The sequence below is a fragment of the Variovorax sp. FW301-JW7 genome (assembly GCF_058788795.1).
Map to the genome: position 1 here is coordinate 319,313 of NZ_JBYTBC010000001.1, position 21,330 is coordinate 340,642.

At 67.6% G+C, this 21,330-nt stretch carries 23 protein-coding genes; 1 reads left to right on the top strand and 22 read right to left on the bottom strand.

Annotated elements, in window-relative coordinates:
• Window positions 1-56: 56 nt before the first annotated feature.
• The 14 genes from AC3WQM_RS01300 to AC3WQM_RS01365 form a co-directional block, all read right to left on the bottom strand.
• Window positions 57-428, bottom strand: a complete 372-nt coding sequence (locus AC3WQM_RS01300; protein WP_492676618.1) for a VOC family protein — start codon at window positions 426-428, stop codon at window positions 57-59.
• A gap of 36 nt (window positions 429-464) precedes the next feature.
• Window positions 465-1,025 carry a hypothetical protein gene (locus tag AC3WQM_RS01305; RefSeq protein ID WP_492676620.1) on the bottom strand — a complete coding sequence of 187 codons (561 nt, stop codon included), beginning with the start codon at window positions 1,023-1,025 and terminating at the stop codon, window positions 465-467.
• A 21-nt stretch (window positions 1,026-1,046) separates the two neighbouring features.
• The gene (locus AC3WQM_RS01310) at window positions 1,047-1,256 is read right to left on the bottom strand and encodes a DUF4287 domain-containing protein (RefSeq protein ID WP_369629195.1); all 210 of its coding nucleotides are present in this window, start codon (window positions 1,254-1,256) and stop codon (window positions 1,047-1,049) included.
• Between the two features lie 55 nt (window positions 1,257-1,311).
• Complete coding sequence (locus tag AC3WQM_RS01315) at window positions 1,312-1,728, bottom strand: VOC family protein (RefSeq protein WP_070061082.1); 417 nt, start codon at window positions 1,726-1,728, stop codon at window positions 1,312-1,314.
• 62 nt (window positions 1,729-1,790) lie between these two features.
• The gene (locus tag AC3WQM_RS01320; protein ID WP_492676621.1) at window positions 1,791-3,488 is read right to left on the bottom strand and encodes a serine hydrolase domain-containing protein; all 1,698 of its coding nucleotides are present in this window, start codon (window positions 3,486-3,488) and stop codon (window positions 1,791-1,793) included.
• 39 nt (window positions 3,489-3,527) lie between these two features.
• Window positions 3,528-4,952 carry a sensor histidine kinase gene (locus tag AC3WQM_RS01325; protein WP_492676622.1) on the bottom strand — a complete coding sequence of 475 codons (1,425 nt, stop codon included), beginning with the start codon at window positions 4,950-4,952 and terminating at the stop codon, window positions 3,528-3,530.
• Window positions 4,949-5,608 (bottom strand): response regulator, encoded by a 660-nt coding sequence (locus tag AC3WQM_RS01330; protein ID WP_492676623.1) that lies wholly within the window; start codon window positions 5,606-5,608, stop codon window positions 4,949-4,951. The genes AC3WQM_RS01325 and AC3WQM_RS01330 overlap by 4 nt, the downstream gene beginning before the upstream one ends.
• A gap of 134 nt (window positions 5,609-5,742) precedes the next feature.
• Entirely contained in the window at window positions 5,743-6,282 is a 540-nt protein-coding gene (locus tag AC3WQM_RS01335) for a DUF6886 family protein (protein ID WP_492676624.1), read from the bottom strand.
• 20 nt (window positions 6,283-6,302) lie between these two features.
• A complete protein-coding gene (locus AC3WQM_RS01340) occupies window positions 6,303-6,824 on the bottom strand; it encodes a hypothetical protein (RefSeq protein WP_492676625.1) in 522 nt (173 codons plus the stop codon).
• A gap of 95 nt (window positions 6,825-6,919) precedes the next feature.
• Complete coding sequence (locus tag AC3WQM_RS01345; protein WP_492676626.1) at window positions 6,920-7,168, bottom strand: DUF1272 domain-containing protein; 249 nt, start codon at window positions 7,166-7,168, stop codon at window positions 6,920-6,922.
• Window positions 7,169-7,234: 66 nt separating this feature from the next.
• Window positions 7,235-7,762 (bottom strand): GNAT family N-acetyltransferase, encoded by a 528-nt coding sequence (locus AC3WQM_RS01350; protein ID WP_492676627.1) that lies wholly within the window; start codon window positions 7,760-7,762, stop codon window positions 7,235-7,237.
• A 94-nt stretch (window positions 7,763-7,856) separates the two neighbouring features.
• Window positions 7,857-8,180, bottom strand: coding sequence for a hypothetical protein (locus tag AC3WQM_RS01355; protein ID WP_492676628.1), 324 nt, complete (start codon window positions 8,178-8,180; stop codon window positions 7,857-7,859).
• A 4-nt stretch (window positions 8,181-8,184) separates the two neighbouring features.
• Entirely contained in the window at window positions 8,185-8,712 is a 528-nt protein-coding gene (locus AC3WQM_RS01360; RefSeq protein ID WP_492676629.1) for a P-loop nucleotide/nucleoside kinase family protein, read from the bottom strand.
• A gap of 77 nt (window positions 8,713-8,789) precedes the next feature.
• Entirely contained in the window at window positions 8,790-9,284 is a 495-nt protein-coding gene (locus AC3WQM_RS01365) for an Lrp/AsnC family transcriptional regulator (RefSeq protein ID WP_492676630.1), read from the bottom strand.
• A 65-nt stretch (window positions 9,285-9,349) separates the two neighbouring features.
• Between AC3WQM_RS01365 and ilvB the strand changes: the two genes are divergently transcribed.
• Window positions 9,350-11,137, top strand: a complete 1,788-nt coding sequence (ilvB, locus tag AC3WQM_RS01370; RefSeq protein WP_492676631.1) for a biosynthetic-type acetolactate synthase large subunit — start codon at window positions 9,350-9,352, stop codon at window positions 11,135-11,137.
• Window positions 11,138-11,238: 101 nt separating this feature from the next.
• Here ilvB and AC3WQM_RS01375 read toward each other — a convergent pair whose 3' ends face one another.
• The 8 genes from AC3WQM_RS01375 to AC3WQM_RS01410 all read right to left on the bottom strand — a co-directional run bounded on the left by AC3WQM_RS01375 (window position 11,239) and on the right by AC3WQM_RS01410 (window position 21,326).
• Window positions 11,239-12,474, bottom strand: a complete 1,236-nt coding sequence (locus AC3WQM_RS01375; RefSeq protein ID WP_492676633.1) for an NHL repeat-containing protein — start codon at window positions 12,472-12,474, stop codon at window positions 11,239-11,241.
• Window positions 12,475-12,914: 440 nt separating this feature from the next.
• Window positions 12,915-14,639 (bottom strand): hypothetical protein, encoded by a 1,725-nt coding sequence (locus AC3WQM_RS01380; protein ID WP_492676634.1) that lies wholly within the window; start codon window positions 14,637-14,639, stop codon window positions 12,915-12,917.
• Between the two features lie 23 nt (window positions 14,640-14,662).
• Window positions 14,663-15,301, bottom strand: coding sequence for an FMN-binding negative transcriptional regulator (locus tag AC3WQM_RS01385; protein ID WP_492676635.1), 639 nt, complete (start codon window positions 15,299-15,301; stop codon window positions 14,663-14,665).
• Between the two features lie 10 nt (window positions 15,302-15,311).
• A complete protein-coding gene (locus AC3WQM_RS01390) occupies window positions 15,312-16,301 on the bottom strand; it encodes an alpha/beta hydrolase fold domain-containing protein (RefSeq protein ID WP_492676636.1) in 990 nt (329 codons plus the stop codon).
• Window positions 16,298-17,959: an ABC transporter ATP-binding protein gene (locus AC3WQM_RS01395; protein WP_492676637.1), complete on the bottom strand. Its 1,662-nt coding sequence runs from the start codon at window positions 17,957-17,959 to the stop codon at window positions 16,298-16,300. Before AC3WQM_RS01395 ends, AC3WQM_RS01390 begins: the two co-directional genes overlap by 4 nt.
• The gene (locus AC3WQM_RS01400) at window positions 17,956-18,762 is read right to left on the bottom strand and encodes an ABC transporter permease (protein ID WP_492677176.1); all 807 of its coding nucleotides are present in this window, start codon (window positions 18,760-18,762) and stop codon (window positions 17,956-17,958) included. Before AC3WQM_RS01400 ends, AC3WQM_RS01395 begins: the two co-directional genes overlap by 4 nt.
• Window positions 18,763-18,767: 5 nt before the next feature.
• Entirely contained in the window at window positions 18,768-19,712 is a 945-nt protein-coding gene (locus tag AC3WQM_RS01405; RefSeq protein WP_492676638.1) for an ABC transporter permease, read from the bottom strand.
• Window positions 19,713-19,727: 15 nt separating this feature from the next.
• The gene (locus AC3WQM_RS01410) at window positions 19,728-21,326 is read right to left on the bottom strand and encodes an ABC transporter substrate-binding protein (RefSeq protein WP_492676639.1); all 1,599 of its coding nucleotides are present in this window, start codon (window positions 21,324-21,326) and stop codon (window positions 19,728-19,730) included.
• Window positions 21,327-21,330 lie beyond the last annotated feature (4 nt).

The window sequence follows — 21,330 nt, forward strand, 5'->3', positions numbered from 1 at the left end:
GGCCAGGCCATCCAAATAAGAATTATTCTCATTGTATGGCGAATGTGCACCAATGGCTACGTTCGGGGCTGCTGCACCAGTTGAAGCTCGTTGCCGGCGGGGTCGCGCAATGTGGCGAGGATGCCGCCCCATGACTGCGGCTCGGGGAGGCCGCTGAAGGCGACGCCGAGTGACGAGAGTTCTGTGTACTTCGACTGGATGTCTTCCACGTCGAAAGACAGGCCTGTGAAGCGGCCGACCAGTGCTTGGTCTTCTGGCGGGGCATCTGCTTCGACACACTCGACGACAAGGCTGATTGGCCCTGCGTCGAATACGCAAAAGCCCTGTTCGCGTCCGTCGGCCTTCAGGGGCAGGCCGAGGATCTCTTCATAGAAGCGGGAGGCGAGGGCGAGGTCCTGGACGAAGATGCGGGCGGTGTGAAGCTGCATGGTGTCTCCTGGCTGAGGGGGGCTGGGCGGGGCCCTTCAGTGAAGAGCGCCCGCAAGGCGCTCGAAGTAGCGCTGATAGACATTCGCGTAGTTGTTGCCGACCTGGCAGCAAGTGATGTCTCCGTAGCTCACCACGGAAGGGATACCTGCCCAGTTGCCGGCCCCCGTGAAATGCTCGATCTGCAGCGAATCGCCTTCGGTCTGAACAACTCGCCCGATCAAGAACTCGTTGATTTCGCCGGCCTCGCATTCCACGATCATCAGCGCGTGACGCAAGGTCAGCTGCGCAATCAACGCGCGCCAACTGCGCACGTCAAACTCGAAGCCAAAGGGAATCTGCTGCCCCAAGCCTTCTTCGAAGATCAGCTGCTTCTGAAGGCAGTGAGTGGCCGTCAACTCCACCTGTGTGATGTCTTCAGTTCGAAGCGCCATCAAGCCGTCCAACCGGAAGTCGTAGACGTACTGAATCAGGACCAGTTCTGACGAGACCGCCAGCACGAAGCCTTGAATTTGCGAATCGTCGATGCCCGTCCGATAGATCGAGACGAGATCACGGTCCTCCAAGTGCTGTTCGAGCTGCTGCTTCAGGGGAGTCATCGAGGAGCGGTAGGGCCGGTGCTACTTCTTCGCAAGAAACGCCGCAACCAACGCATTCGCATGCCCATGACCCATCTGATGCTGCGTCTTGAGCTGGCTCACGAGCTCCATGTGCTTGAGGGGACCCGCAGCCTGAAGAAGGTCCATCCAATGCGCGATCGGCTGGCCGTAGGTCTTCTCGATGGAGGGGAAGTACGAGGCGGGTCCTTTTACCTTGGCGGTCTCGGTCATGGGCGGTTCTTTCGCGGGTGAAGAGTGAGGTTCGTGAAAGGGAGCGAGGCCATTCTTACAGCTGCCAGCTCCTGTTGCTGGCATTGGGCTGGATCAGGTCCCACATGTTCCCGCACAGGTCCTTGAACACCGCCACGACCCCGTGCGGTTGTTCCTCCGGCGGGCGAACGAACTCGACGCCTGCGGCCTTGTACTTTTCGTAGTCGCGCCAGAAGTCGTCCGTGTACAGGAACAGGAACACGCGGCCGCCAGCCTGGTCGCCGATGGCGCGCTGCTGCTCTGGTGCCGATGCTTGCGCCAGGAGAAGGCAGGCCCCTTGTCCGCCCTGCGGCTTGACGACGACCCAGCGCTTTCCTTGCGCAGGCACGGGCGTGTCTTCGACGAGTTCGAAGCCCAGCGTGCCGACGAAGAATTCGAGCGCCTTGTCGTAGTCGGGCACCACGAGGGACACCAGGCCGAGTGATTGATGCATGGGGTGCGATCGCAAAAATCAGCGATGGTAAATCGCTGAGCTGCCGCGCGCGAGACCCGGGCTCAGTCCGCCGAGCGCCGCATGCGGAACTCGCCGCCTTCGTACAGCACGAGCGCGACCACCTTGCCGTCGGCATCGCGCTCGAACTGCAGTTGGCTGCGTGCGTTCTCGTAGGCGAAGCGATCGGGCCGATCCGCCATCGGGAAGACAGGCCTGCGTTCCCAGTTGCCCGAACGCACGCCGAGCTGGCCGCCCTCGACCTTCACGTCGAAATCGAGGTTGCGCCGCAAGGTCCGGTCGAGGTGGTAATGGCCTGCGTAGTCCGCCTCGAGATCAGGCGCCACGACCGCCACGGTCGGCGCGGCCTTGTCGGTGCGCGTGGCCCGCAGGCGACCGCCGCCCTGCGTGATGTCCACGCGGGCCAGCGCGCCGTTCTCGCGGGCGAAGACGTAGACCGCGCCCACTTCGGTGTCGATGAAGGTGTCGTTGCCTGCTGGCCGCAGCGGCCGGTAACCGCCTGCGCTGGCGCGGCGGTACAGGTTGCCGTTTTGCGGCACGAAGGTGAAGGCCATGTTTCGGTCGACCTGGTACACGCCCGCATAAGTGCCCAGCGATGCAGCATCGAGCGTGACAGGCGACAGGGCCACCGGATACCGGCTGGCCGCGAGGCCGGTGAAGACCCGCCCCGGCTGCGCATGCGCGCTGCTGGCGAGCACCACCACGGCCTCCTGCGTATCGGGCGCCATCATCCACAGCGCGCGGAAGCCCCCGGTGATGCCGGAATGGAAGTAGGTGCGCTTGCCTGGCGGCCCGCGCATCATCACGGCGTAGCCGATCTCGCTTTCGCGGTAGCGGCCCAGCGGCGTGAGCAGGCGTTCGACGGCGGGGCCGAGCGGGCCGTTGCGGCCGGCCATCAAGGCGCGGCTGAAGATCAGCAGGTCCGACGGGGTGGAGCGCAACGCACCTGCGGAGGCCAGAGCATCGAAATCCCACAGCGGGGCGGCGACCTTGTGGTTGAAGGCCGGCGCCATGCGCGCCGCCTTGTCGCCAAGGTCTTGCACCGTGTCCTGCATGCCGAGCGGGCCCGTGATGTTCTCGCGTACCAGCTGCTGCCATGGCTTGCCGTAGCGCTCGCTGAGCACCAAGCCCACAACGCCCAGGCCGAAGTTGCTGTACGCCGCCGCACAGGGCGGCGCGGCGGTCATGGGCTGGTTGGACAAGGCAGCCAGCAAGCGGCGGCGGCTGTACCTCGAAAAGGGATCGCCCGAAGCGTAGCCCTCGAAGTCCGGTGGGTCCCATGGCAGGCAGGCGCTGTGCGTGATGAGCTGGCGCAGCGTGATGGCGGCGACTGCCGGCGGGAGTCCGGCCTTGCCCTCGAGCAGCGCGCCCAGGTTGTCGTCCAGCGCCAGATCGCCGCGCTCCACGCTCTGCGCCAGCAGCAGGCCGGTGAAGACTTTGCTGATCGAGCCGATTTCGTACAGAGGCTGGGCATTTACATCGACTGCATCTGCCGCATCGCCATTGGGTGGAATGACCCCGCCGTCGTTCTGCAGAAAGGCAAAGCGTGCCTGGCCCGCGTGCAGCACACCGACCGAGACCGAGCCGCGTTCATCGCGCAGTGCCAGGCGCGCCAACTCGGCGGGGTCGGTCGCGAAGCTGGGGGGCTGTGCCCATGCGGTGCCGAAGGCCAGCAGGCCCGAAAGCAGCAGTGCGCCGCGACGCAGCGTGAGCCCCAGGGTGCGAGAAGCCTTCTTCTTCATGCGCGAGTCCTTCGCCATTCCTGCATGGCAGTGTTGTGTTCAGCCGGCCCGGAAATCCGTGTTCGGCACGCTCACCAGAAACCCGACGCCGCAGTCATCGAGGCCTGTCGCGAGTCTCGCATTGCCGCCCATGCTGTGCGCGGCCTGCTGCACGATGGACAGGCCCAGGCCCGACCCCGCCACGTCGCCGTGTCCGCTGCCGCGCCAGAAACGATCGAACACATGCGCCCGGTCGGCCAGGGCAATGCCCGGGCCGTCGTCGCGCACCAGCAGCGTGAGCCGTTCGCCTTCGTCCAGCAGATGCACGACGACGCGCCCATGGGGCCGACCGTAGCGGATGGCGTTGTCCACGAGGTTGTCGACGATGGAGCCCAGCGAGGGCTGGTCGACCGAGGCCATCAGCGCATCCGGCGACTCCAGCTCCAGCTCGATGCCGCGCGCCATGGCCAGGTCGGCCATCGGTGCGAGCCATTGGCGCACGGCCTGCGCCACGTCGGCGCGTTGGGGCGCAGAGCGCCGGCCTTCGTCCAGCGAGGCCAGCAGCAGGAGTTGCTGCGCCAGGTGCGAGGCGCGCGCAACGGCATGGTTCAGGTGCTGCAGCCCGTCTTCGCGCACCTGCGCGTCGGCGGTGCGCGCCAGCACGTGGGCTTGCGTGGTGATCACGGCCATCGGCGTGCGAATCTCGTGCGCCGCGTCTTGCACGAAGAAGCGCTCGCGGTCGACCTTCTGCTTCAGGCGCGCCAGCAGATGATCGAGCGCTTCGGCCAGCGGCTTGAGTTCGCGGTGCTGCACGCGCACCGCCAGCGGCGAGAGATCGTCCGGCGCGCGCTGGGCGATGCTTCGGGTCAGTTGCTGCAGCGGCGTGAGGCCGTTGCGCACCGCGAACCACACCGCGCCGAGGATGATCGGCAGCGCCAGCACGAGGTAGGGCAGCAAGGAGCGGCTGTTGTAGGAAAGAAAGGCGGCATCGGTGCGCACCGGCTCGACGACGCGCAGCGTCCAGCGGTTGGAGCGTGCTTCGTACACGTTGTGGGCTAGGCCGCCAACCTCCACCGGCACCAGGGTGCGAAGCGCGCCGGGCAACACCGTGTCGCGCAGTGCAGGCGATGCCCACACGCGCCGGTCCTGGCTGTCCAGCAACTCGAACAGCCGCACACCGGGCAAGCGGCCTTCAGCCTGGCGTCGCGCATTGAGCCACTGGCTGGTGGCGGCCATCACGGCCTGCGCCTGGGCGGTGTCGGTGATCGGTGCCAGCGCGTCGCTGAAGTCGTTGCTGAACCGATCGAGGCCGGGTGCGTTGGTCTCGATGCGCTGGGCCTGCACGTAGAGGTAGCCCAGCAACACCACCCAGACGACGAAGAAGGCAACGAACACCGAGGCCGCGCCCCGACGCTGCAGCGTCGGCTCGGTCATGCGCGTGCGCAGCGCGTGCAGCATCGACGGCAAGGGGAGGGCCTTTGTCATGGCGTCACCAGCAGGTAGCCCACCCCGCGCACGGTGCGGATGCAGTCGGCACCGATCTTGCGGCGCAGGTTGGAGATGTGGACTTCGAGCGCGCTGGAGTCGAGCGCTTCACCCAGTGGCGTCATGCGTTGCGCCAGCAGGTGCTTCGCCATCACCACGCCCGGCTCGCGCGCCAGCTCGACCAGGATCTGGAACTCGCGCGGCGACAACATCACCGGCTGGCCGGCCCGCTGCACGTGGTGCCCGCGCGGCTCGATGGCAAGCTCGCCGATGACCCAGCGCTCGCTGGCCTGCCGTGCAGCGCGGCGCAGCACGGCATGGATGCGCGCGATGAGCTCCGAGGTCACGAAGGGCTTGATGACGAAGTCGTCGGCGCCGCCGTTGAGCCCGCGCAAGCGGTCTTCCACCGCACCGCGCGCGGTGATCACGATGATCGGCGCGATGCAGCCCTGTTCGCGCCAGCGTGCCAGCAGGTCGAAGCCGCTGCCGTCGGGCAGGCCCAGGTCCAACAGCACGCCATCGAAGGCCTCGTTGTCGAGCACAGCCGGTGCATCGGCCGCCCGCCGCCGCCACTCGCTGGAGAGCCCCTCGACCTTCAGTGCGGACTGCAAGGCGCGGCCGAGGTCCAGGTCGTCTTCGATGAGCAGCAGGTGCATGGGCCTATTGTGGCGAAGCGGGGTGCGCCGGCAGGGGGATGGCGGGGCGTCTTTGGCTGGTCTTAAGCTTGGGCCTGCGTCGGTAGAGGCGTCGTTCTTCGTCTCCCTTGCCGAGGGCCATCGCTGCGCTGGCGTCAGGGCCAGTCAGAGGCATTGCGCAGACGAATGCCACTGGCATGCAGCGTGCTGTTCCAGATGCCACGCAAGGGCAGCAACGAATCGACGACCCGCAATTCAGTTTGGCTGTCTTCCAAGGCTCGGGGCAGATCGGCGATTCTTTCGCAGCTCAGCGGATGCACCACGCTTCGGCTGACGAACATGCCTGCATCTTCAATGCACTCGAACGAGTGGGCAGGAAGCTCGTAGCGGAAGATCGAGCCAGATCGATGTCGATCCGCCCAGGAGCGCTCCATGAAAGCAACGGCTTGCACGTTGGGCGAAAGGTCACCCATCCATGTCACTCGGTCATCGAGGCTCGATTCCGGGTGTGCCCAGACAACGATGCGTGGACACTCTCGCGGGAAGAGGTACAGGCGCTGATGGCCGGCATCAATGGCCCACACGAGGGGGCCATTGAGCCATTCCTGACCTGGCCTGCGAGGTGCAGGCTGGCGTACGGAGCGTGGGGTGAATCGGTCGATCTGACCGTCTTCGCTGAAGTGAAAGAGGCGCATGCAGCGGCATCCTTCAATAGCTACTGACCGCAGAAGTCCTTGGTATATCTCGCGCGGATGAACCGTACAGAGTTGTCGGCGCGTCGATCGACACCAGTCTCCGTCTGGACGAGTTCTGCAACGCGGACACGGCATCCACCTTGATCGAATTCATAGCCAAGTTCGTACTGATGGCCCGGTACAGGCTGCCATCTGAGTCCCACGGAGCAGGAGTAACCCGGAGCACCCGGGCCTGCAGCCTGGAAAGTGGAAGCCAGGATGTACAGCGGCTTGCCAGCGCCGATTGCGCGCTGGTAGGAGGCCTCATTGGGGCGCCGAACAGATGCAAGCATTTGGACATCTGCGCGGTGCTTGTCGTTGAACATGGTGAACGCGGCCATGTTGTTCCCCTGTGACGGGTCGCAAAGTGGCTGAGGCACCTCGCGAAACACGGTGCTGTCGGGTGCGTTGGTGGTGAAGCGGACAAGCGCCGTCGGCTCGCCGCTTTTGATTGCGTATGTGCCAGCACACCCTGAAAGGCCGAGAGCCAGCAAGGTCGTCATGAATCGCGTGGTTGTCATTGTTTTTTTGCGGGGCAGTTTGTTCTTGCTTTTGGTCCCGGCGGGCCATTGACGTGACAGGAATGGCGATGCGCACGTCACGGTGCCGCCGTGCAACCTTCCGGCTTGAACACCCGCGTCGTCGAACCCGGAAACTTCTCAAGCTTGGCTGCCGGTCGCGACGGGCGCGGAAGCAACTCCCCGCCACAGTTCGGGCATGTGCCTGCGAGGCGTTGGCTCGCGCACTCACTGCAGAACGTGCACTCAAAAGAACAGATGCGGGCATCGGCTGAATCCGGCGGCAAGTCTCGGTTGCAGCATTCACACCCGGGGCGCATTTGGAGCATGGCGAAACCTCAGAGAGAGTCTTGTCGGTTGAGCTTAAACGAGGGCAAGGTGGTCAATGGTGGAAGTCAGTCCGTCGATCCAACAGGGCCGAGTGCAAGGCTCATCGGCTGCACCATCAGATTCGAGTGTTCCCGCAGTGGCTCCAGCGCGCCGTCGGGGCGGAAGCCGTGAGCTGCGTACAGGCGCATCGCGGGCGTATCTCCGGCAGTGACGCCCAAGAAAACGCGCTTCACTCCAACGCTCTCGGCCCAAGAAATCGCCTCTTTGAGCAAAGCTCGGCCGGCTCCCATCCCTCGTGATGCGGGATCAACCCACATCTGGAAAAGATGGGCGACAGCCGGCTCATCACTGGACAACTTGCACCAGATCAGACCGCAGGCGTCGTGGCGATTGAATGCGAAAAGGACACGATCCTTCCCGGACGAAGCAGCCGCAGCAATTCGAGCGGACCACATCGCATCGGTTCTCGTGGCCTCTGCTTCATGCGTGCTTCCGAAGGCGTCCTGGGAGTCGAGCAGCGCCCGCAGGCGCATGTCCCGGTAGGTCGTCCACTCATCTGATTTCGCGGGTTTCACTGAGATCAAAAAAATCACCTTCTATTGGAGAGCCGAGGGGCAGACTCGTGATGGCATCGAACGCAACGCCAATCCGAGTCGGCGGTGTCCACGGAGGCTCGCTGGTTCCAATTCATTGCCGGATGCCGCGACGCATGCGGTTCAAGCGGCTGCTCATGATCCACGCAACCACCGGCCCGAGCACCATGCCCGCCAGGCAGCTCCACACAACGACATGGCTCTTGAGTTCCAGCAGCCAGGTGAGCATCGGATACTGCGCGGCCACGGCGTCCGGGAAGCTCCACCAATAGGAAGCGCCGCGGCTGGAGCCCGTGCGATGCTTGGTGCCGTCGAGCCAGTAGGCGGCCAACGGTGCAAGGCCCAGATAGGCAAACATCGCCGCCCAGGGCCCGAGCACGATGGCGCCCAGGAAGGCGTCGATGAAACGGGAGCGCATCGATTTACCGTTCACGCACGCGCCGCCAGATCAGGTCCGTCGCCTCGCTAGTACTCACCAGCGCCGAGTCGATGACCAGGCGACTCGTATCCCAAGCCTCGTAGTCGTGCCCCAGCACAGCCTCCCAGCTCGGCAACGCAAAGCCCGCAATGTCGGCTTCCCGACTCTCCACGCGTCTGCGATGTTCAACGACGTCTGAGCACACGACCTCAACCTCCACCAGATGCGATGACGTCTCGGTCGCCACGGCCCGCCACGCCTCACGCGTGACCGACAGCGGATTGACGCAATCAGCAACCACGGACATGCCGAGCGCAAGGTTGGACCGAGCCAGCGCGTAGGCCACGACGTAGCCCGCCGGGCCCACGTCGTCAGTGCGCCCGCTTGCGGTTTTCAGTGCGTGCTCGATGGCGTCGATGCGCAGGTACACCGACGGGGCACGCGTAACGAGTTCGCGCGCGATGGTGGTCTTGCCTGTGCCTGGCAGTCCGCTCAGGACGATCAGGGTTCGATGTTCCGAAGTCGATCTCATGGAAGGGGATGGCGTCTGCGAAGGGCCGTTCGTCGGCGATCGTACCCACCGTTCGGTCATGCGGGCCCGTCGACCCGTCAGATCAGCGGCACCGTCGCCTCCTTCAGCACCCGCAGCACGAAGTGCGACTTGCTGTGGCGAATGCCGGGGATCTTGTAGAGCTTCTCGCGCAGCAGCCGCTCGTAGTCGCGCGTGTCGCGCACGGCGATGCGGATGTAGTAGTCGTAGTCGCCCGACACCAGGTAGGCCTCCTGGATCTCGGGAATGGTGGCGAGGGTGCGGCCGAAGTCGTACAGGGTTTCGTCGGTGTGGCTCTCGAGGGTGACCTGCACGATCACCGAGTCGTGGTACCCCAGCTTGGCCGGGTCGATGTCGACGGTGTAGCGCTTGATGACGCCCGAGGCCTCGAGTTTCTTGATGCGCGTCCAGCAGCTGGTGGGCGACAGGCCGACCTCGTTGCCGATCTCCTGCAGGGTCTTGCGCGAGTCGAGCAGCAGCACCCGCAGGATCGCCAGATCGGTCTTGTCGAAAGATCCTTCGTTGTCTATCGATGTTTGGCGATTGGTTTTCATGTTTCGAGCTTAAACAGCCAAAAGAAAGAAGCAAATTCTGCCTCAAGAGCGGAAGAATTGACGGCATGCGACTGCTCGACCTTCCCCCCACATCCTCGCCCTCCCTCTCGCCGGCCATGCCCGAGACCCCACCCCGCGTGCGCAACGGCGCCGAAGCGCTGCTCGACACGCTGGTCGCGTGCGGCGTCGACACGATCTTCGGCTACCCCGGCGGCGCGGCGCTGCCGCTGTACGACGCGCTGCACGGCGAACCCCGGCTGCGTCATGTGCTGGTGCGCCACGAACAGGCGGCGGTGCATGCGGCCGAGGGCTATGCGCGCAGCACGGGCCGCGTGGGCGTGGTGCTGGTCACCTCGGGGCCGGGCGTAGGGAACACGATCACGGGGCTGCTCGACGCCATGAGCGATTCGGTGCCGGTGCTGTGCATCAGCGGGCAGGTGTCGACGGCGGTGATCGGCACGCAGGCGTTCCAGGAGAGCGACGCACTGGGCATGTCGCGCCCGGTGACCAAGTGGAACCGTCAGGTGCGCGCGGCCGACGACGTGCCCGCGCTGGTGCGCCGCGCGCTCGACATCGCCACCACCGGCCGCCCCGGCCCGGTGCTGCTCGATGTGCCGAAGGACATCCAGCTGATGCGCCTCACGCACGGCGCCGCGCCGGCCCCGTTGCGTGCGCTGCGCACGGGTCGCGCGCCGCTGCCGCCGCGGGCGATGCTGCAGCGCGCCGCTGACCTGATCTCGACCGCGCGCCGGCCGGTGCTCTACGGCGGCGGCGGGCTCATCAACTCGGGGCCGGCGGCCTGCGAGGCGTTCACGCAGCTGGTGCACCGGCTGCATGCGCCGTGCACGCTCACGCTGATGGGGCTGGGCGCGTTCCCCGCGTCCGACCCGAAGTTCGTCGGCATGCTGGGCATGCACGGCATGCTCGAAGCCAACCTCGCGATGCACGAGGCCGACCTGGTGGTGTGCGTGGGCGCGCGTTTCGACGACCGCGTGACGGGCAAGCTCGACGAGTTCTGTCCGCACGCCCGCAAGATCCACATCGACATCGACCCCGGCAGCATCAACAAGGTGGTGCATGTCGACGTGCCGATGGTGGGCGATTGCGGCGCGATCGTCGAAGCGCTGCTGGGGCTGCTGCCCGAAGCGTTTGCGCCCGAGCGGCTGGCGCCGTGGTGGGCGCGCATCGAGCGCTGGCGCGCCGAAGACTGCCTGGCCTTCACGCCGTCGACCGAAGAGATCCTGCCGCAGCAGCTCATGTCGTCGCTGCAGCGGGCCATCGCGGGCCGCGGTGCGATCGTCTCGACCGATGTGGGCCAGCACCAGATGTGGGCCGCGCAGTACCTGCGCTTCGACAGCCCGCGCCACTGGCTCACATCGGGCGGCGCCGGCACGATGGGCTACGGGCTGCCCGCGGCCATCGGCGCGCAGATCGGTCACCCCGACGCGCTCACGGTGTGCGTGAGCGGCGACGCGTCGGTGCTGATGAACATCCAGGAGCTGTCGACTGCCATGCAGCACGGCACTGCGGTGAAGCTGGTGCTGAGCAACAACGGCTACATGGGCATGGTGCGCCAGTGGCAGGAGCTGAACCACGGCAACCGCCTGAGCCACAGCTGGAACGAGGCGCTGCCCGACTTCGTGGCGTTGGCGAAGGCTTTTGGGTGGGGCGCGCGTCGGGTGTCCGATCCGGCGGAGCTGGAAGCCGCGCTGGCCGAATGCCTGGAGAGCGAAGGGCCGTTCTTTCTCGACGTGCAGGTGGCGGCGCAGGAGAACTGCTTCCCGATGATGCCGTCGGGGTGCGGGCATCACCGGGTGATGCTGGCGAAGGACCGGTGGTACGAGGGGGAGTGAGGGCAGGGGCCTGACAACATCGCGCGGCCTCCATCGCCGCTCACCGCCGCAGACGGCGGCTGATGCGGCGACGCGCTCGGCGCACGTCGCCGCAGCACGCTTCAGGGCGCTCGAACCGGCGTGACCTTGCGGATCACATTGCCGAAGGTGTCGGCGACATACAGCGTGCCCGCCGCGTTGATCGTGAGCCCGAGCGGCTGCGCGAACGTGGCAGCCGCGCCGATGCCGTCTTGCCCACCCGTAACACCCTTTTGGCCGGCGAGCGTGGAGACCACCCCTGCCGGTGTGATCCTGCGCAACAGGCTGCTCCCGAAATCGGCCACGTAGACATTGCCGTGCGCATCGACAGCGACGCCGCGGGGATCGGAGAAAGTCGCGGAGTTCCCGGGTCCATCGGTGGCGCCGGGCGTTCCCGTCCCTGCAAGGGTCGTGACCACCCCGGCGGGGGTGATCTTGCGAATTCGATGGTTCTCGGAGTCCGCCACGTAGAGGTTGCCTGGCGCGTCGATGGCAATGTTGTAGCCGCGCCCGAATTTCGCGGCGGTTCCCGTGCCGTCGGCAAAGCCCCGCGGGCTGCTGCCGGCCAGCGTGGTGACATCGCCGGTGGGGGTGATCTTGCGAACGACGCCGCCGTCGTACTCCAGAACGTACAGATTGCCGGCAGCATCCACGGCCACCGACACGGGCGTGTTGAAGGTGGCGGCGGTTCCGTTGCCATCGGTCGTGGTGTTCGTGCCATTGCCCGCCACCGTAGTCACATCGGCCGTCGGCGTGATCTTGCGGATTCGATGGCCGCCGGCGTCCGCGACGAAGGCGGTGTCGGTCGCATCCACGGTGAGGCCGGTGAGGTCCTCGAACGAAGCGGCGGTGCCGTTGCCGTCCACCGTCGCGAAGTTTCCGTTGCCGGCAAACGTGGTGACGTCGGCCTCGGGCGAAATCTTGCGCACGAGGTTGTTTCCCCAGTCGCCGATGAGCAGACCACCATCCTTGGTGAGGGCGATGCCGTAAGGCAGCAAGAACGATGCGGCCGTACCCTTGCCGTTGGCGGCGCCCGGGGAGCCGGTGCCGGCGAGCGTCTCGACCTTGGCGGCCGCGGCCGAGCAGGCCACCGTCACGTCGCTCACGTCGGCCGAGGCCTTGCCGGTGTCCTTGGTGACGGTACAGAACTGCCACAGGGGTTGCGTACGGATGCTGACCTTGTAGTCCGAGCCCTCGACCAGGGTCGTTGCAAAGGTGAACTTGCCATCGGCCGACAGCTGGAGGTCGTCGCCGGCATTGTTTTGCAGCACCAGGCGGCCTTCAAGGCCGGTGACCGTGCCGCCGATGGAATGCTTCACGACGGGCGGCACTGTCGCCGGAGGGGGCGGTGCGACCATCGGCAGAAAAGTACCGCCACCTCCACCCCCGCCGCACGATGCCACCAACATGACCGCACCGGCCACGGCGCCGATTCGCGCGACCGAACTTGCTTGACTGAAAAGCATCTTGACCCCTCTTTATGGTTGTAGGACTCAACAAAAAGAAGCCCCCTGTCGACGGGCGTGCAGGGGGTTTCCAAATGTCAATCATTGTTAAAAAGAGTGTCTGTCGATATCCCCAGAACTTGGTATTTTTCGCGGTCGGCCCTCTCATCTGGCGCCAGCAATGGCTCCCTGGTCCGCCAGCCGGGGGGACCTGACAACGTCGCGCGGCCTTCATCGCTGCTCACCTTCATCCCAACCCTCTCCCGCAAGCGGGAGAGGGAGTCATTCATTCGGGAGCCCTACGGGAGCCCCCTTCACGAATGCCCGTCCACCCGCATCTGGAACAGGAAGTAGGGCGGAATGCACGCCCCGCGTCCTTCGGGCTGGCCTTCGGCCTGCGCGCAGATGTAGTCCTCGCGGCAAGGCTGTTGCGCCGAGCAGCTGCGCAGGTTGCCGGGCCGCGTGTGCTTGCTCAGGCAATCCCCGAAGGGTTGCTTGGCTGCCAGGCACTGGTTGAAATCGCTGAGGATGGCGATGCCGCCGCAGGTGCCGTTCGGGTCTTTCGGATCGCAGCGGCCCGAGCACATGCCGCCGGGGAATCCGACCGAGGTCTTCTCGCACACGGAGTCTTCGCCTTCGCAGGTCGTGGCAGCGGTGCGCGGCAACTTCTGCGCGCGGTCGCGCCACGGGTCGGCCGAGGCGGTGATGCGCGTGGGCTCGCAGCTGGCGCCGACGGTGGCTTTGTCGGGCAAGGCGTTCGCATCGTCCGGCGAGGCCAGCGGGCGGAACGGGTCGGGCACGGGCGTCGTCAGCGCGGCCTTCACATAGCGCTCGCGCCGCGCCAGCTCATCCTGCAGATGCGGTGAGTGCGGCAGCGCGAGCGCGTTGCCGGTCGTGAAGGTGCGCGAGGCGCCGCGCCGGTCCACGCCCAGCAGATGAAAGCCCGCAACCGCGCGGCTCTGGTGACAGCCCGCGCAGCTCAGGTCGTCGAGACGGCGCAGCACGGCCTGCGGTGACTGCAGCGTGCGGCTGCCGGGCACGGGTTGCCAGTCGCCGGGCGCGAACAGTTGCTCAAAGGGACGGTTCGCCAGGCGCTCGAGGCCGCGCGGCGCGACCGAGACCGACTCGGTCGCCAGGAAGCGATCGGGGATGCGCACGGTGGCGCTGTCGAGCGCGCGCAGCGTGTCGGGTTGCTGCAGCCATTGCAGCAGCGCCTTGCGCAGCGGGGCGTCGGCCTTGAGCTTCGCCATGTCGGGCGTGTTCTCCAACGGGCCCGCGTCGAAGCGCTGCGTGCCCGCGTTCCAGCGGAAGGCGCGCAGCAGGTACTCGGCATGGCCGCCGAGGTCGGGCCGCACGGCCGAGGGCCAGCGCACGCTCTGCAGGTTGGTCGTCACCTGCGCGATGCGGACCTGCGCAAGCCGCGGCGGCGCGAGCGGGCCGTCGGCCGACACGAGCCAGCGGCCGAGGGCTTCGTCCTTCATCGACGCCTGTGGTGGCTGCCAACGCCGCGCCGCGCTGGCGCAGCTGCCGTCGGCATCGGGCGCATCGCCGCGCAGCTCGACGGCGACGGTCATCGGCAGGCGCGACTGCATCGCGGCCGAGCGGTAGGCCAGCCGGTACACGAGCCGCGTCTCGCCGCAGGCGCCGGGCTGGAAGGGGCGGCGGTCCATGCGGTTGGCCACGCCGACCAGTTCGAAGAAGGCGTCGGGGCTGGCGAGCCAGCGCGCGTCGAAGATCCGGTGCGGGTAGCGCGCAATGCCGACGCCAGCCTGCGGGTCGCGGCGCTGCAGGGCGGCGAGGCTGGTCTTCAGCGGGTCGGCGATCGATTGCCAGGCGGGCGAGCGTGCGAGTGCCTGGTTGGTGGCGATGCCGCTGGCGGCAGAGGGCACGTCGAACCAGCGGCCGAAACCGGCGCCGGCTTTCTCGGCGGCCTGCAGCGCGACGGGCGAGGTGACGAGCAGTACCGGGTCGGCCGCTTGGGCACCGAGCGAGAGGGCCAGCGCGAGGCCGGAGGAAAGAAGGCGTAGGAGGCGTGACACGCGGACGATTGTGCCGCCGCGATTCAGCCCGCCACCGTCAACGCCATCTGCTGCCGCATGAGCTCGGCCACGGCCACGCCTTGCGGTTCGCCCAGCCGTTCCAGCGCGGCGATCACGCCCTTGCGGTCGTCTTCCGAGCGGTCCTGGTTGAGCTTGAACTTGCCTTCGAGCACGCGCACCGGAATCTCGACCGCCGCGATCATGTCCAGGCGCGGCGCCACGAAGTCGAAGGGCATGGCGTCGAAGTCCCAGTTGCCGCCCAATGGCGTGTCGTAGAGCGCGACGGTGCGGCGCAGCACGGCATGGATGGCCGTGCGGTCCTCGATCACGCGGGGCGTGCCGCGCGCGTGGATCGCGGTGTAGTTCCAGGTCGGGAAGGTGCTCTGCTTCACGTACCAACTGGGCGTGACGAAGGCATGCGGCCCCTGGAAGATGGCGAGCACTTCGGCGCCCGCACGCAGTTCGTCGAACTGCGGGTTCTTCTTCGACAGGTGCGTGGTGAGCAGGCCGGGGCCGTCGTCCTGTGCGTCGAGCAGAAAGGGCAGGTGCGTGGCGCTGGCGCCTGATGGGCCGACGGTGATGAGCGTGCCGAAGCTCCACGCGCGGATGCCGGCGTGCAGCGTCGCGAGGTCGTCTTCGACGTACGGTGTGGGCGTGTACATGGCGAGGGCTTCAGCGCGCGGCCAGCGCGTGCATCCAGCGGGCGGCATCGTCGAAGGCGCGGCCCGCCACGTCGGCGATCGACACCGCTTCCAGAAAGCCGTGGATCGTACCGGGGTAGAGCACGTCGGTCACGGCCACGCCGGCCTCGCGCAGGCGCGCGGCCATGAGCACGCTGTCGTCGTGCAGCGGGTCGCACTCGGTGATCGCCAGGCACGCGGGCGGCAGGCCCTCGAGCCGGGCCGTGAGGCTGGCCAGGCGCGGGTCGCGAAAGTCTTCGGGCCGGCGCAGGTACAGGCCGTAGAACCACACCATCATGTGCAGCGACAGGCCGTACTCGCCCGCGCCGTAGCGCACCACCGACTCGCGGTACAGCTCGGTGCTGTAGGCGCCGTAGTTCAGCAGCATGCCCAGCGGCAGCGCCTCGCCCGCGTCGCGCAGCACGAGGCAGGCGCCCACCGACAGGTTGGCGCCCGCCGAGTCGCCGCCGATGAAGAGCTGCGCAGGATCGATGTCGAGCGCGCCCGCATTCGTCGCGAGCCAGCGCATCACGTCGACGCACTCGTCGTGCGGCTGTGGAAACTGCGCTTCAGGCGCCCGCGTGTAGTCGATGCCGATGACGGCGATGCCCGCGCGGCCCGCGTACTCGCGCATCACGCGGTCGTGGGTGTCAAGGCTGAACAGCACGAAGCCGCCGCCGTGGATGTAGACCAGTGCGCCCTGCAGCCTGCGGTGCTGCGGGTAGTGCACGCGGATGCGCACGTTGCCGTGGCGCGTGGGCACCTGCTGTTCGACCGTGCGCGCCATCGCCGGGCCGCCTTCGGTCCACGGGGCGCGCACCTTCTCGGCGTTGGCGCGGCCTTCGGCGATCGGGATGGTGTGGCGCTTCGGATAGCGGCTGCCCTCGGCCGCCATGAGGCGCATGAACTCGACGATCTGCGGATCGAGCGGGGGCGGGGCGGTGGGGTTCAGCCAGGTGGCGGGCAAGGGAGCGGCGGTCACGCGAACACTTTCTCGGGAGAGCGAAGGACGGGGTCGGCCAGCGACGCAAGCGGCCGAGGCGTGGCTGCGAGCAGCGCCTGCGTGTAGGCATGGCTCGGCTGGTCGAACACGGCGTCGCGCGGGCCTTGCTCGACGATGCGGCCGCGCTCCATCACGACGACGCGGTCGGCGATCTGCTCGACGGCCGCGAGGTCGTGGCTGATGAACAGGCACGCAAAGCCGTGGTGCGCCTGCAGGCTCTGGAACAGGCGCAGCACCTGCGCCTGGATGGTCATGTCGAGCGCGGACACGGGCTCGTCGGCCACCACGAAGGCGGGCCGGCGCACCAGCGCGCGCGCAATTGCCACGCGCTGGCGCTGGCCGCCCGAGAGCTCGTGCGGGTAGCGCGCACCCAGGCCGTCCAGGCCGACTTCGTCGAGCGTCTCGCGCACGCGTTTCAGGCGCGCGGCGGCGTCGAGCGCGGGCAGATGGCGCAGCGGCTCGGCCACGATCTCCTGCACGCGCATGCGCGGGTCGAGCGACGAGAACGGGTCCTGGAAAACGAGCTGGCAGGCGAGCCGGAAGCGGTGCAGCGCGGCGCGGTCGGCGCGGCGCACGTCGTTGCCGCGAAACAGGATCTGCCCCGCGTGCGACGGCGCGAGCCGCAGGATGGCGCGGCCCAGCGTGGTCTTGCCCGAGCCGCTGCCGCCCACCAGCGCGACCATCTCGCCGGGGTGGATGTCCAGGTCGAGCTGGTCGATGACCTGCACCGGTGCATGGCGCTTGAAGAAGCCGGCGCGCGCGCCGGGGTAGCTCACGCACAGGCCGCGCACCTGCACCAGTGGTTGCTGTGGGGCAGAAGGCACCGGCTTCGCGGCCTGGCGGCGCGGCAGGGCGTCGACCAGCTTGCGGGTGTAGGGCTGCTTCGGGTCGACGAGGATGGCGGGCACGTCGCCCGTCTCCACGAGCTTGCCTTTCTCCAGCACGATGGCGCGCTGCGCATAGCGCCCGACCAGCCCGAGGTTGTGCGTGATGAGCAGCACGGCCGTGCCCTGGTCCTTTGCGAGGCCGACCATGAGGTCGAGCACTTCGCGCTGGCTCAGCGTGTCGAGCGCGGTGGTCGGCTCGTCGGCGATCAGCAGGCGCGGCTGGAGCAGCATCACGCTGGCCAGCATGATGCGCTGGCGCATGCCGCCCGAGAACTCGTGCGGGTAGGCGTGCAGGCAGCGCTCGGGGTCGGCGATCTGCACGCGGCGCAGCATGTCGAGGCAGCGCGCGCGAATCTCGGTGGCCGACAGCTTCGTGTGCATGCGCAGGCCCTCGGCCATCTGCTCGCCGATGCGGTGCACCGGGTTGAGCGAGACCATCGGCTCCTGGAACACCATGCCGATGCCGGGCCCGCGGATGGGGCGCATGGCCTTCACGTCGCGCGTGCTCAGATCTTCGCCGTCGAACACGATCTGCCCGCCGCTTTGCGCGATGCCGGGCGGCAGCAGCTGCAGGATGGCGCGCGCGGCCATGGTCTTGCCGCTGCCCGATTCGCCCACCACGGCAAGGAACTCGCCGGGGCGCACGTCGAACGAGAGGTCGTGTACCAGCGTCTGGGCGCCGCCGTGCAGGTCGATCTTCAGGTGCCGCACGGAAAGCACGGGCGCTGCGGAAGAGGTGGGATGGGTCATGACTTCTCCGTGCGCGGGTCGAGCCGGTCGCGCAGCGATTCGCCCAGGAGGTTGATGCCCAGCAGCGTGAGCGCGATGCACAGGCCCGGCACCAGGCACAGCCACACGGCCGAGGCCATGTAGGGGCGTGCGCTGGAGAGCATATTGCCCCAGGTGGGCGCGGGCGGCGGCACGCCCAGGCCGAGGAAGCTCAGGGCGCTCTCCGACAGCAGCACCCAGCCGAACATGCTGGTGGCCAGCACGGCGACGGGCGCCACGCAGTTGGGCAGGATGTGGCGCCACATGGTGTAGATCTCGCCGTTGCCGATCATGCGCGAGGCCTCGACGTACTCGCGCTCGCGCAGCGACAGCACGGTGCCGCGCACCACGCGCACCACCGAGGGCGCGTAGGCCATGCTCAGCGCGAGCACGATGCCCCACTGGTTGGCGCCCACGATCACCATCACGCCCAGCGCCAGCAGCAGGCCCGGAAAGGCCAGCAGCGTGTCGTTGAAGGCCATGAGCACGCGGTCGGTCCAGCCGCGCACGAAGCCGGCGAGCACGCCGACCACGAGGCCGACGGCGGTGGCCAGCGCCACCGTGAGCAGCGCGATGAGGCAGCTGGTGGAGGCCGCGCGCATGGCGCGGCTGGCCACGTCGCGCCCGAACTCGTCGGTGCCCAGCCAGTGCGCCATCGACGGCGGCTGCAGCTTGCCGCGCAGGTCGATGCCCAGCGGGTTATAGGGTGTCCACAGCGCGGCCACCACGGCCAGCACCAGCAGCACGCCGATGAGCACGCCGCCCACGAGGGTATGGGTCTTGATCTTTTTCACTGCACCGACACCCGGGGATCGAAGAGGGGATAGCACATGTCCACGATCAGGTTGATGACCACGTAGATGCAGGCCGTGAACAGCAGGCAGCCCTGCAGCACCGGGTAGTCGCGCGCGAAGATCGAATCGATCATCAGGCGACCCAGGCCGGGCAGGGTGAACACCGTTTCGAGCACCGCGATGCCGCTCAGCAGGTGGCCCAGGATGAGGCCGATCATGGTGAGCGTGGGGTTGAAGGCGTTGGGCAGCACGTGGCGGCGCAGCACCTGCGACTCGGGCACGCCCTTGGCGCGCGCGTGCGTCACGTACTCGAGACGCAGCACCTCGATGGTGCTGGCGCGCGACATGCGCGTGAGCACGCCGGTCTCGACCAGCACCAGCGTGACGATCGGCAAGATGACGTACATCAGGCCCTGCGAGAAGTCTTCCGAAATGGGCACGTAGCCCACCACCGGCAGCCAGTGCAGGTACTGGCCGAAGAACATCAACAGCAGCAGGCCGAGCCAGAAGCTCGGCACCGACAGCATCAGCGTGGCCGCGCCGATGATGGCGAGGTCGGTCGGCCGGTCCTTGCGCCAGGCGGCGACGAGGCCGGCGGGCACGGCGATCAGCGAGGCCAGCGCCACGGCGGTGAGCACGATCACGGCGCTCACGTGAAAGCGCTCCCAGATCAGCGGCAGCACCGCCAGGCCGTTGGTGGTCGACACGCCCAGGTCGCCGGTGAGCGCGTGGCGCAGCCACACGACGTACTGGGTGACCAGGGGCTGGTCCAGCCCCATCTGCTGGCGGGCGAGTTCGAGCTGCGCGGGGTCGGCGCCTTCGCCGAGCATGAGCTGCACCGGGTCGCCCGGAATCAGCCGCATGAGCGTGAAGACGGCAATCGACACCAGCAGCAGCGTCGGGACCGTCATGGCGATCCGGCGCAAGAGGTAGGCAAGCATGGCGGCGGCGCCCCGTCAGCCGCGCGCGTCGAGCCGGACGTTCCAGAACCGGGGCTTGGCCGGCGCCCAGCCCTTGAAGCCGGTCACGCTCTTGCGCATGGCGGTGGCGTCGCTGGCGTTGAAGAGCACGACCATCGGCACGTCCTGCAGCATCTGCTTGTGCAGCTCGTCGAACAGCACCTGGCGGCGCGCCTTGTCGCGCGAGACCATGCTCTCGGTGAGCCGGGTCTGCGCGGCGGCGTTGTCCCACACCTTGCGCGGCTGCGTGGCCTTGTCGCCGGACACCATCTCGTAGTTGAGCGAGGGGTCGATGCGCGCCGAGTAGATGAAGGCCATGCTCTGGTACTGACCCTTGGTATAGCGGTCGAGCTGCGTGGCCCAGTCGAGCACTTCCAGTTCGATGTTGATGCCGGCCTCGGAGGCCATGGCCTGCACCAGCACGGCGGCCGAGTACAGCGCCTCGTAGCGCTTGTTGGCGACGAGCTTGATCGGCTGGCCGCGGTAGCCGGCCTCGGCCAGCAGCTTCTTGGCACCGGCGATGTCGCGCTTGTAGCCGCCGGCCTGCACGGCGCTGTAGAACGGGCTGGACGAAGGCACGACCGAGTTGTTGACGGCCGACAGGCCCTCGGTGACCGACTTGGCGATCTCGGGCGTGTCCAGCGCCAGTGCCAGCGCGCGGCGGATGCGCACGTCTTTCAGCAGCGGGTCGGTGGTCTGCAGCAGCAGCGCCACCATGGTCATGACCGGCGTGGTGTCGACGCGCACGTCGCTGCGCCCGCGCATCTCGACCACGTCGGCCGGGCTGGGGCTGATGAAGGCGTCGATGCCGCCGCTGTACAGCGCAGCCTTGGCCGCGGCCGAGTCGGGAATGACGACGAAGCGCAGGTTCTCGATCTCGGCCTTCTTGCCGCCCGTGAGGCCGTCGCGCGCTTCGGGGCGCGAGCTGTAGCCGTCGAAGCGCGTGAGCTCGATGTACTGGCCGCGCTTCCACTCCTTGATCCTGTAGGGGCCGGTGCCCACGGGCTCCTTCCACTGGCCGTCGGCGCCGAGCGAGCTGCGGTGCAGGATGGCGGCGCCGCCGCAGTCGGGGCGCGCCATCATGGTGAGAAACAGCGCACTCGGGCGCTCGATCTTGAACACCACCGTCTTGGGCGTTGGCGCTTCCACCGCGAGCACCTTGGTCATGCCCTTGCCGTCGAACTCGGGCAGGCAGCGCCAGCCGCTGGTGGGCTTGAGGTAGCGCTGCCAGCTCCACACGACGTCGTCGGCGGTGAGCACCGCGCCGTTCTGGAACTTCACGCCGTCGCGCAGGGTGAAGGTGTAGGTCAGGCCGTCGGCTGAGGTGTCGACCTTGCTCGCGAGCATCGGGCCGACCGAGGTGTCTTCGCGCAGCGCGACCAGGCCTTCGACGACGTGGATGAGCACGTTGTCGGTGTTGTCGTCGCGGTTGCCGCCGGGGTCGGTGGAGCGGATGTCGGAGTTGATCTGGATCCGCATCGTCTGGCCGGCCGGGGCCTGGGCGAAGGCCGCGCTGGCGGCCAGGCCGAGGCCGAGGACCAGCGCGGCGGCGGTGCGCGCAGCGGGAGGGAGGGACGGGGGCGTGGGCAGGTTCATGGCA

Excerpts from the sequence above, each read along its gene's own strand:
- AC3WQM_RS01405 (WP_492676638.1), bottom strand. The coding sequence starts at position 19,712 with ATGCTTGCCTACCTCTTGCGCCGGATCGCCATGACGGTCCCGACGCTG.
- AC3WQM_RS01335 (WP_492676624.1), bottom strand. The coding sequence starts at position 6,282 with ATGCGCCTCTTTCACTTCAGCGAAGACGGTCAGATCGACCGATTCACC.
- AC3WQM_RS01315 (WP_070061082.1), bottom strand. The coding sequence starts at position 1,728 with ATGCATCAATCACTCGGCCTGGTGTCCCTCGTGGTGCCCGACTACGAC.
- AC3WQM_RS01395 (WP_492676637.1), bottom strand. The coding sequence starts at position 17,959 with ATGACCCATCCCACCTCTTCCGCAGCGCCCGTGCTTTCCGTGCGGCAC.
- AC3WQM_RS01355 (WP_492676628.1), bottom strand. The coding sequence starts at position 8,180 with ATGCGCTCCCGTTTCATCGACGCCTTCCTGGGCGCCATCGTGCTCGGG.
- AC3WQM_RS01360 (WP_492676629.1), bottom strand. The coding sequence starts at position 8,712 with ATGAGATCGACTTCGGAACATCGAACCCTGATCGTCCTGAGCGGACTG.
- AC3WQM_RS01320 (WP_492676621.1), bottom strand. The coding sequence starts at position 3,488 with ATGAAGAAGAAGGCTTCTCGCACCCTGGGGCTCACGCTGCGTCGCGGC.
- AC3WQM_RS01305 (WP_492676620.1), bottom strand. The coding sequence starts at position 1,025 with ATGACTCCCCTGAAGCAGCAGCTCGAACAGCACTTGGAGGACCGTGAT.
- AC3WQM_RS01325 (WP_492676622.1), bottom strand. The coding sequence starts at position 4,952 with ATGACAAAGGCCCTCCCCTTGCCGTCGATGCTGCACGCGCTGCGCACG.
- AC3WQM_RS01410 (WP_492676639.1), bottom strand. The coding sequence starts at position 21,326 with ATGAACCTGCCCACGCCCCCGTCCCTCCCTCCCGCTGCGCGCACCGCC.
- ilvB (WP_492676631.1), top strand. The coding sequence starts at position 9,350 with ATGCGACTGCTCGACCTTCCCCCCACATCCTCGCCCTCCCTCTCGCCG.
- AC3WQM_RS01385 (WP_492676635.1), bottom strand. The coding sequence starts at position 15,301 with ATGTACACGCCCACACCGTACGTCGAAGACGACCTCGCGACGCTGCAC.
- AC3WQM_RS01300 (WP_492676618.1), bottom strand. The coding sequence starts at position 428 with ATGCAGCTTCACACCGCCCGCATCTTCGTCCAGGACCTCGCCCTCGCC.
- AC3WQM_RS01365 (WP_492676630.1), bottom strand. The coding sequence starts at position 9,284 with ATGAAAACCAATCGCCAAACATCGATAGACAACGAAGGATCTTTCGAC.
- AC3WQM_RS01330 (WP_492676623.1), bottom strand. The coding sequence starts at position 5,608 with ATGCACCTGCTGCTCATCGAAGACGACCTGGACCTCGGCCGCGCCTTG.
- AC3WQM_RS01310 (WP_369629195.1), bottom strand. The coding sequence starts at position 1,256 with ATGACCGAGACCGCCAAGGTAAAAGGACCCGCCTCGTACTTCCCCTCC.
- AC3WQM_RS01340 (WP_492676625.1), bottom strand. The coding sequence starts at position 6,824 with ATGACGACCTTGCTGGCTCTCGGCCTTTCAGGGTGTGCTGGCACATAC.
- AC3WQM_RS01345 (WP_492676626.1), bottom strand. The coding sequence starts at position 7,168 with ATGCTCCAAATGCGCCCCGGGTGTGAATGCTGCAACCGAGACTTGCCG.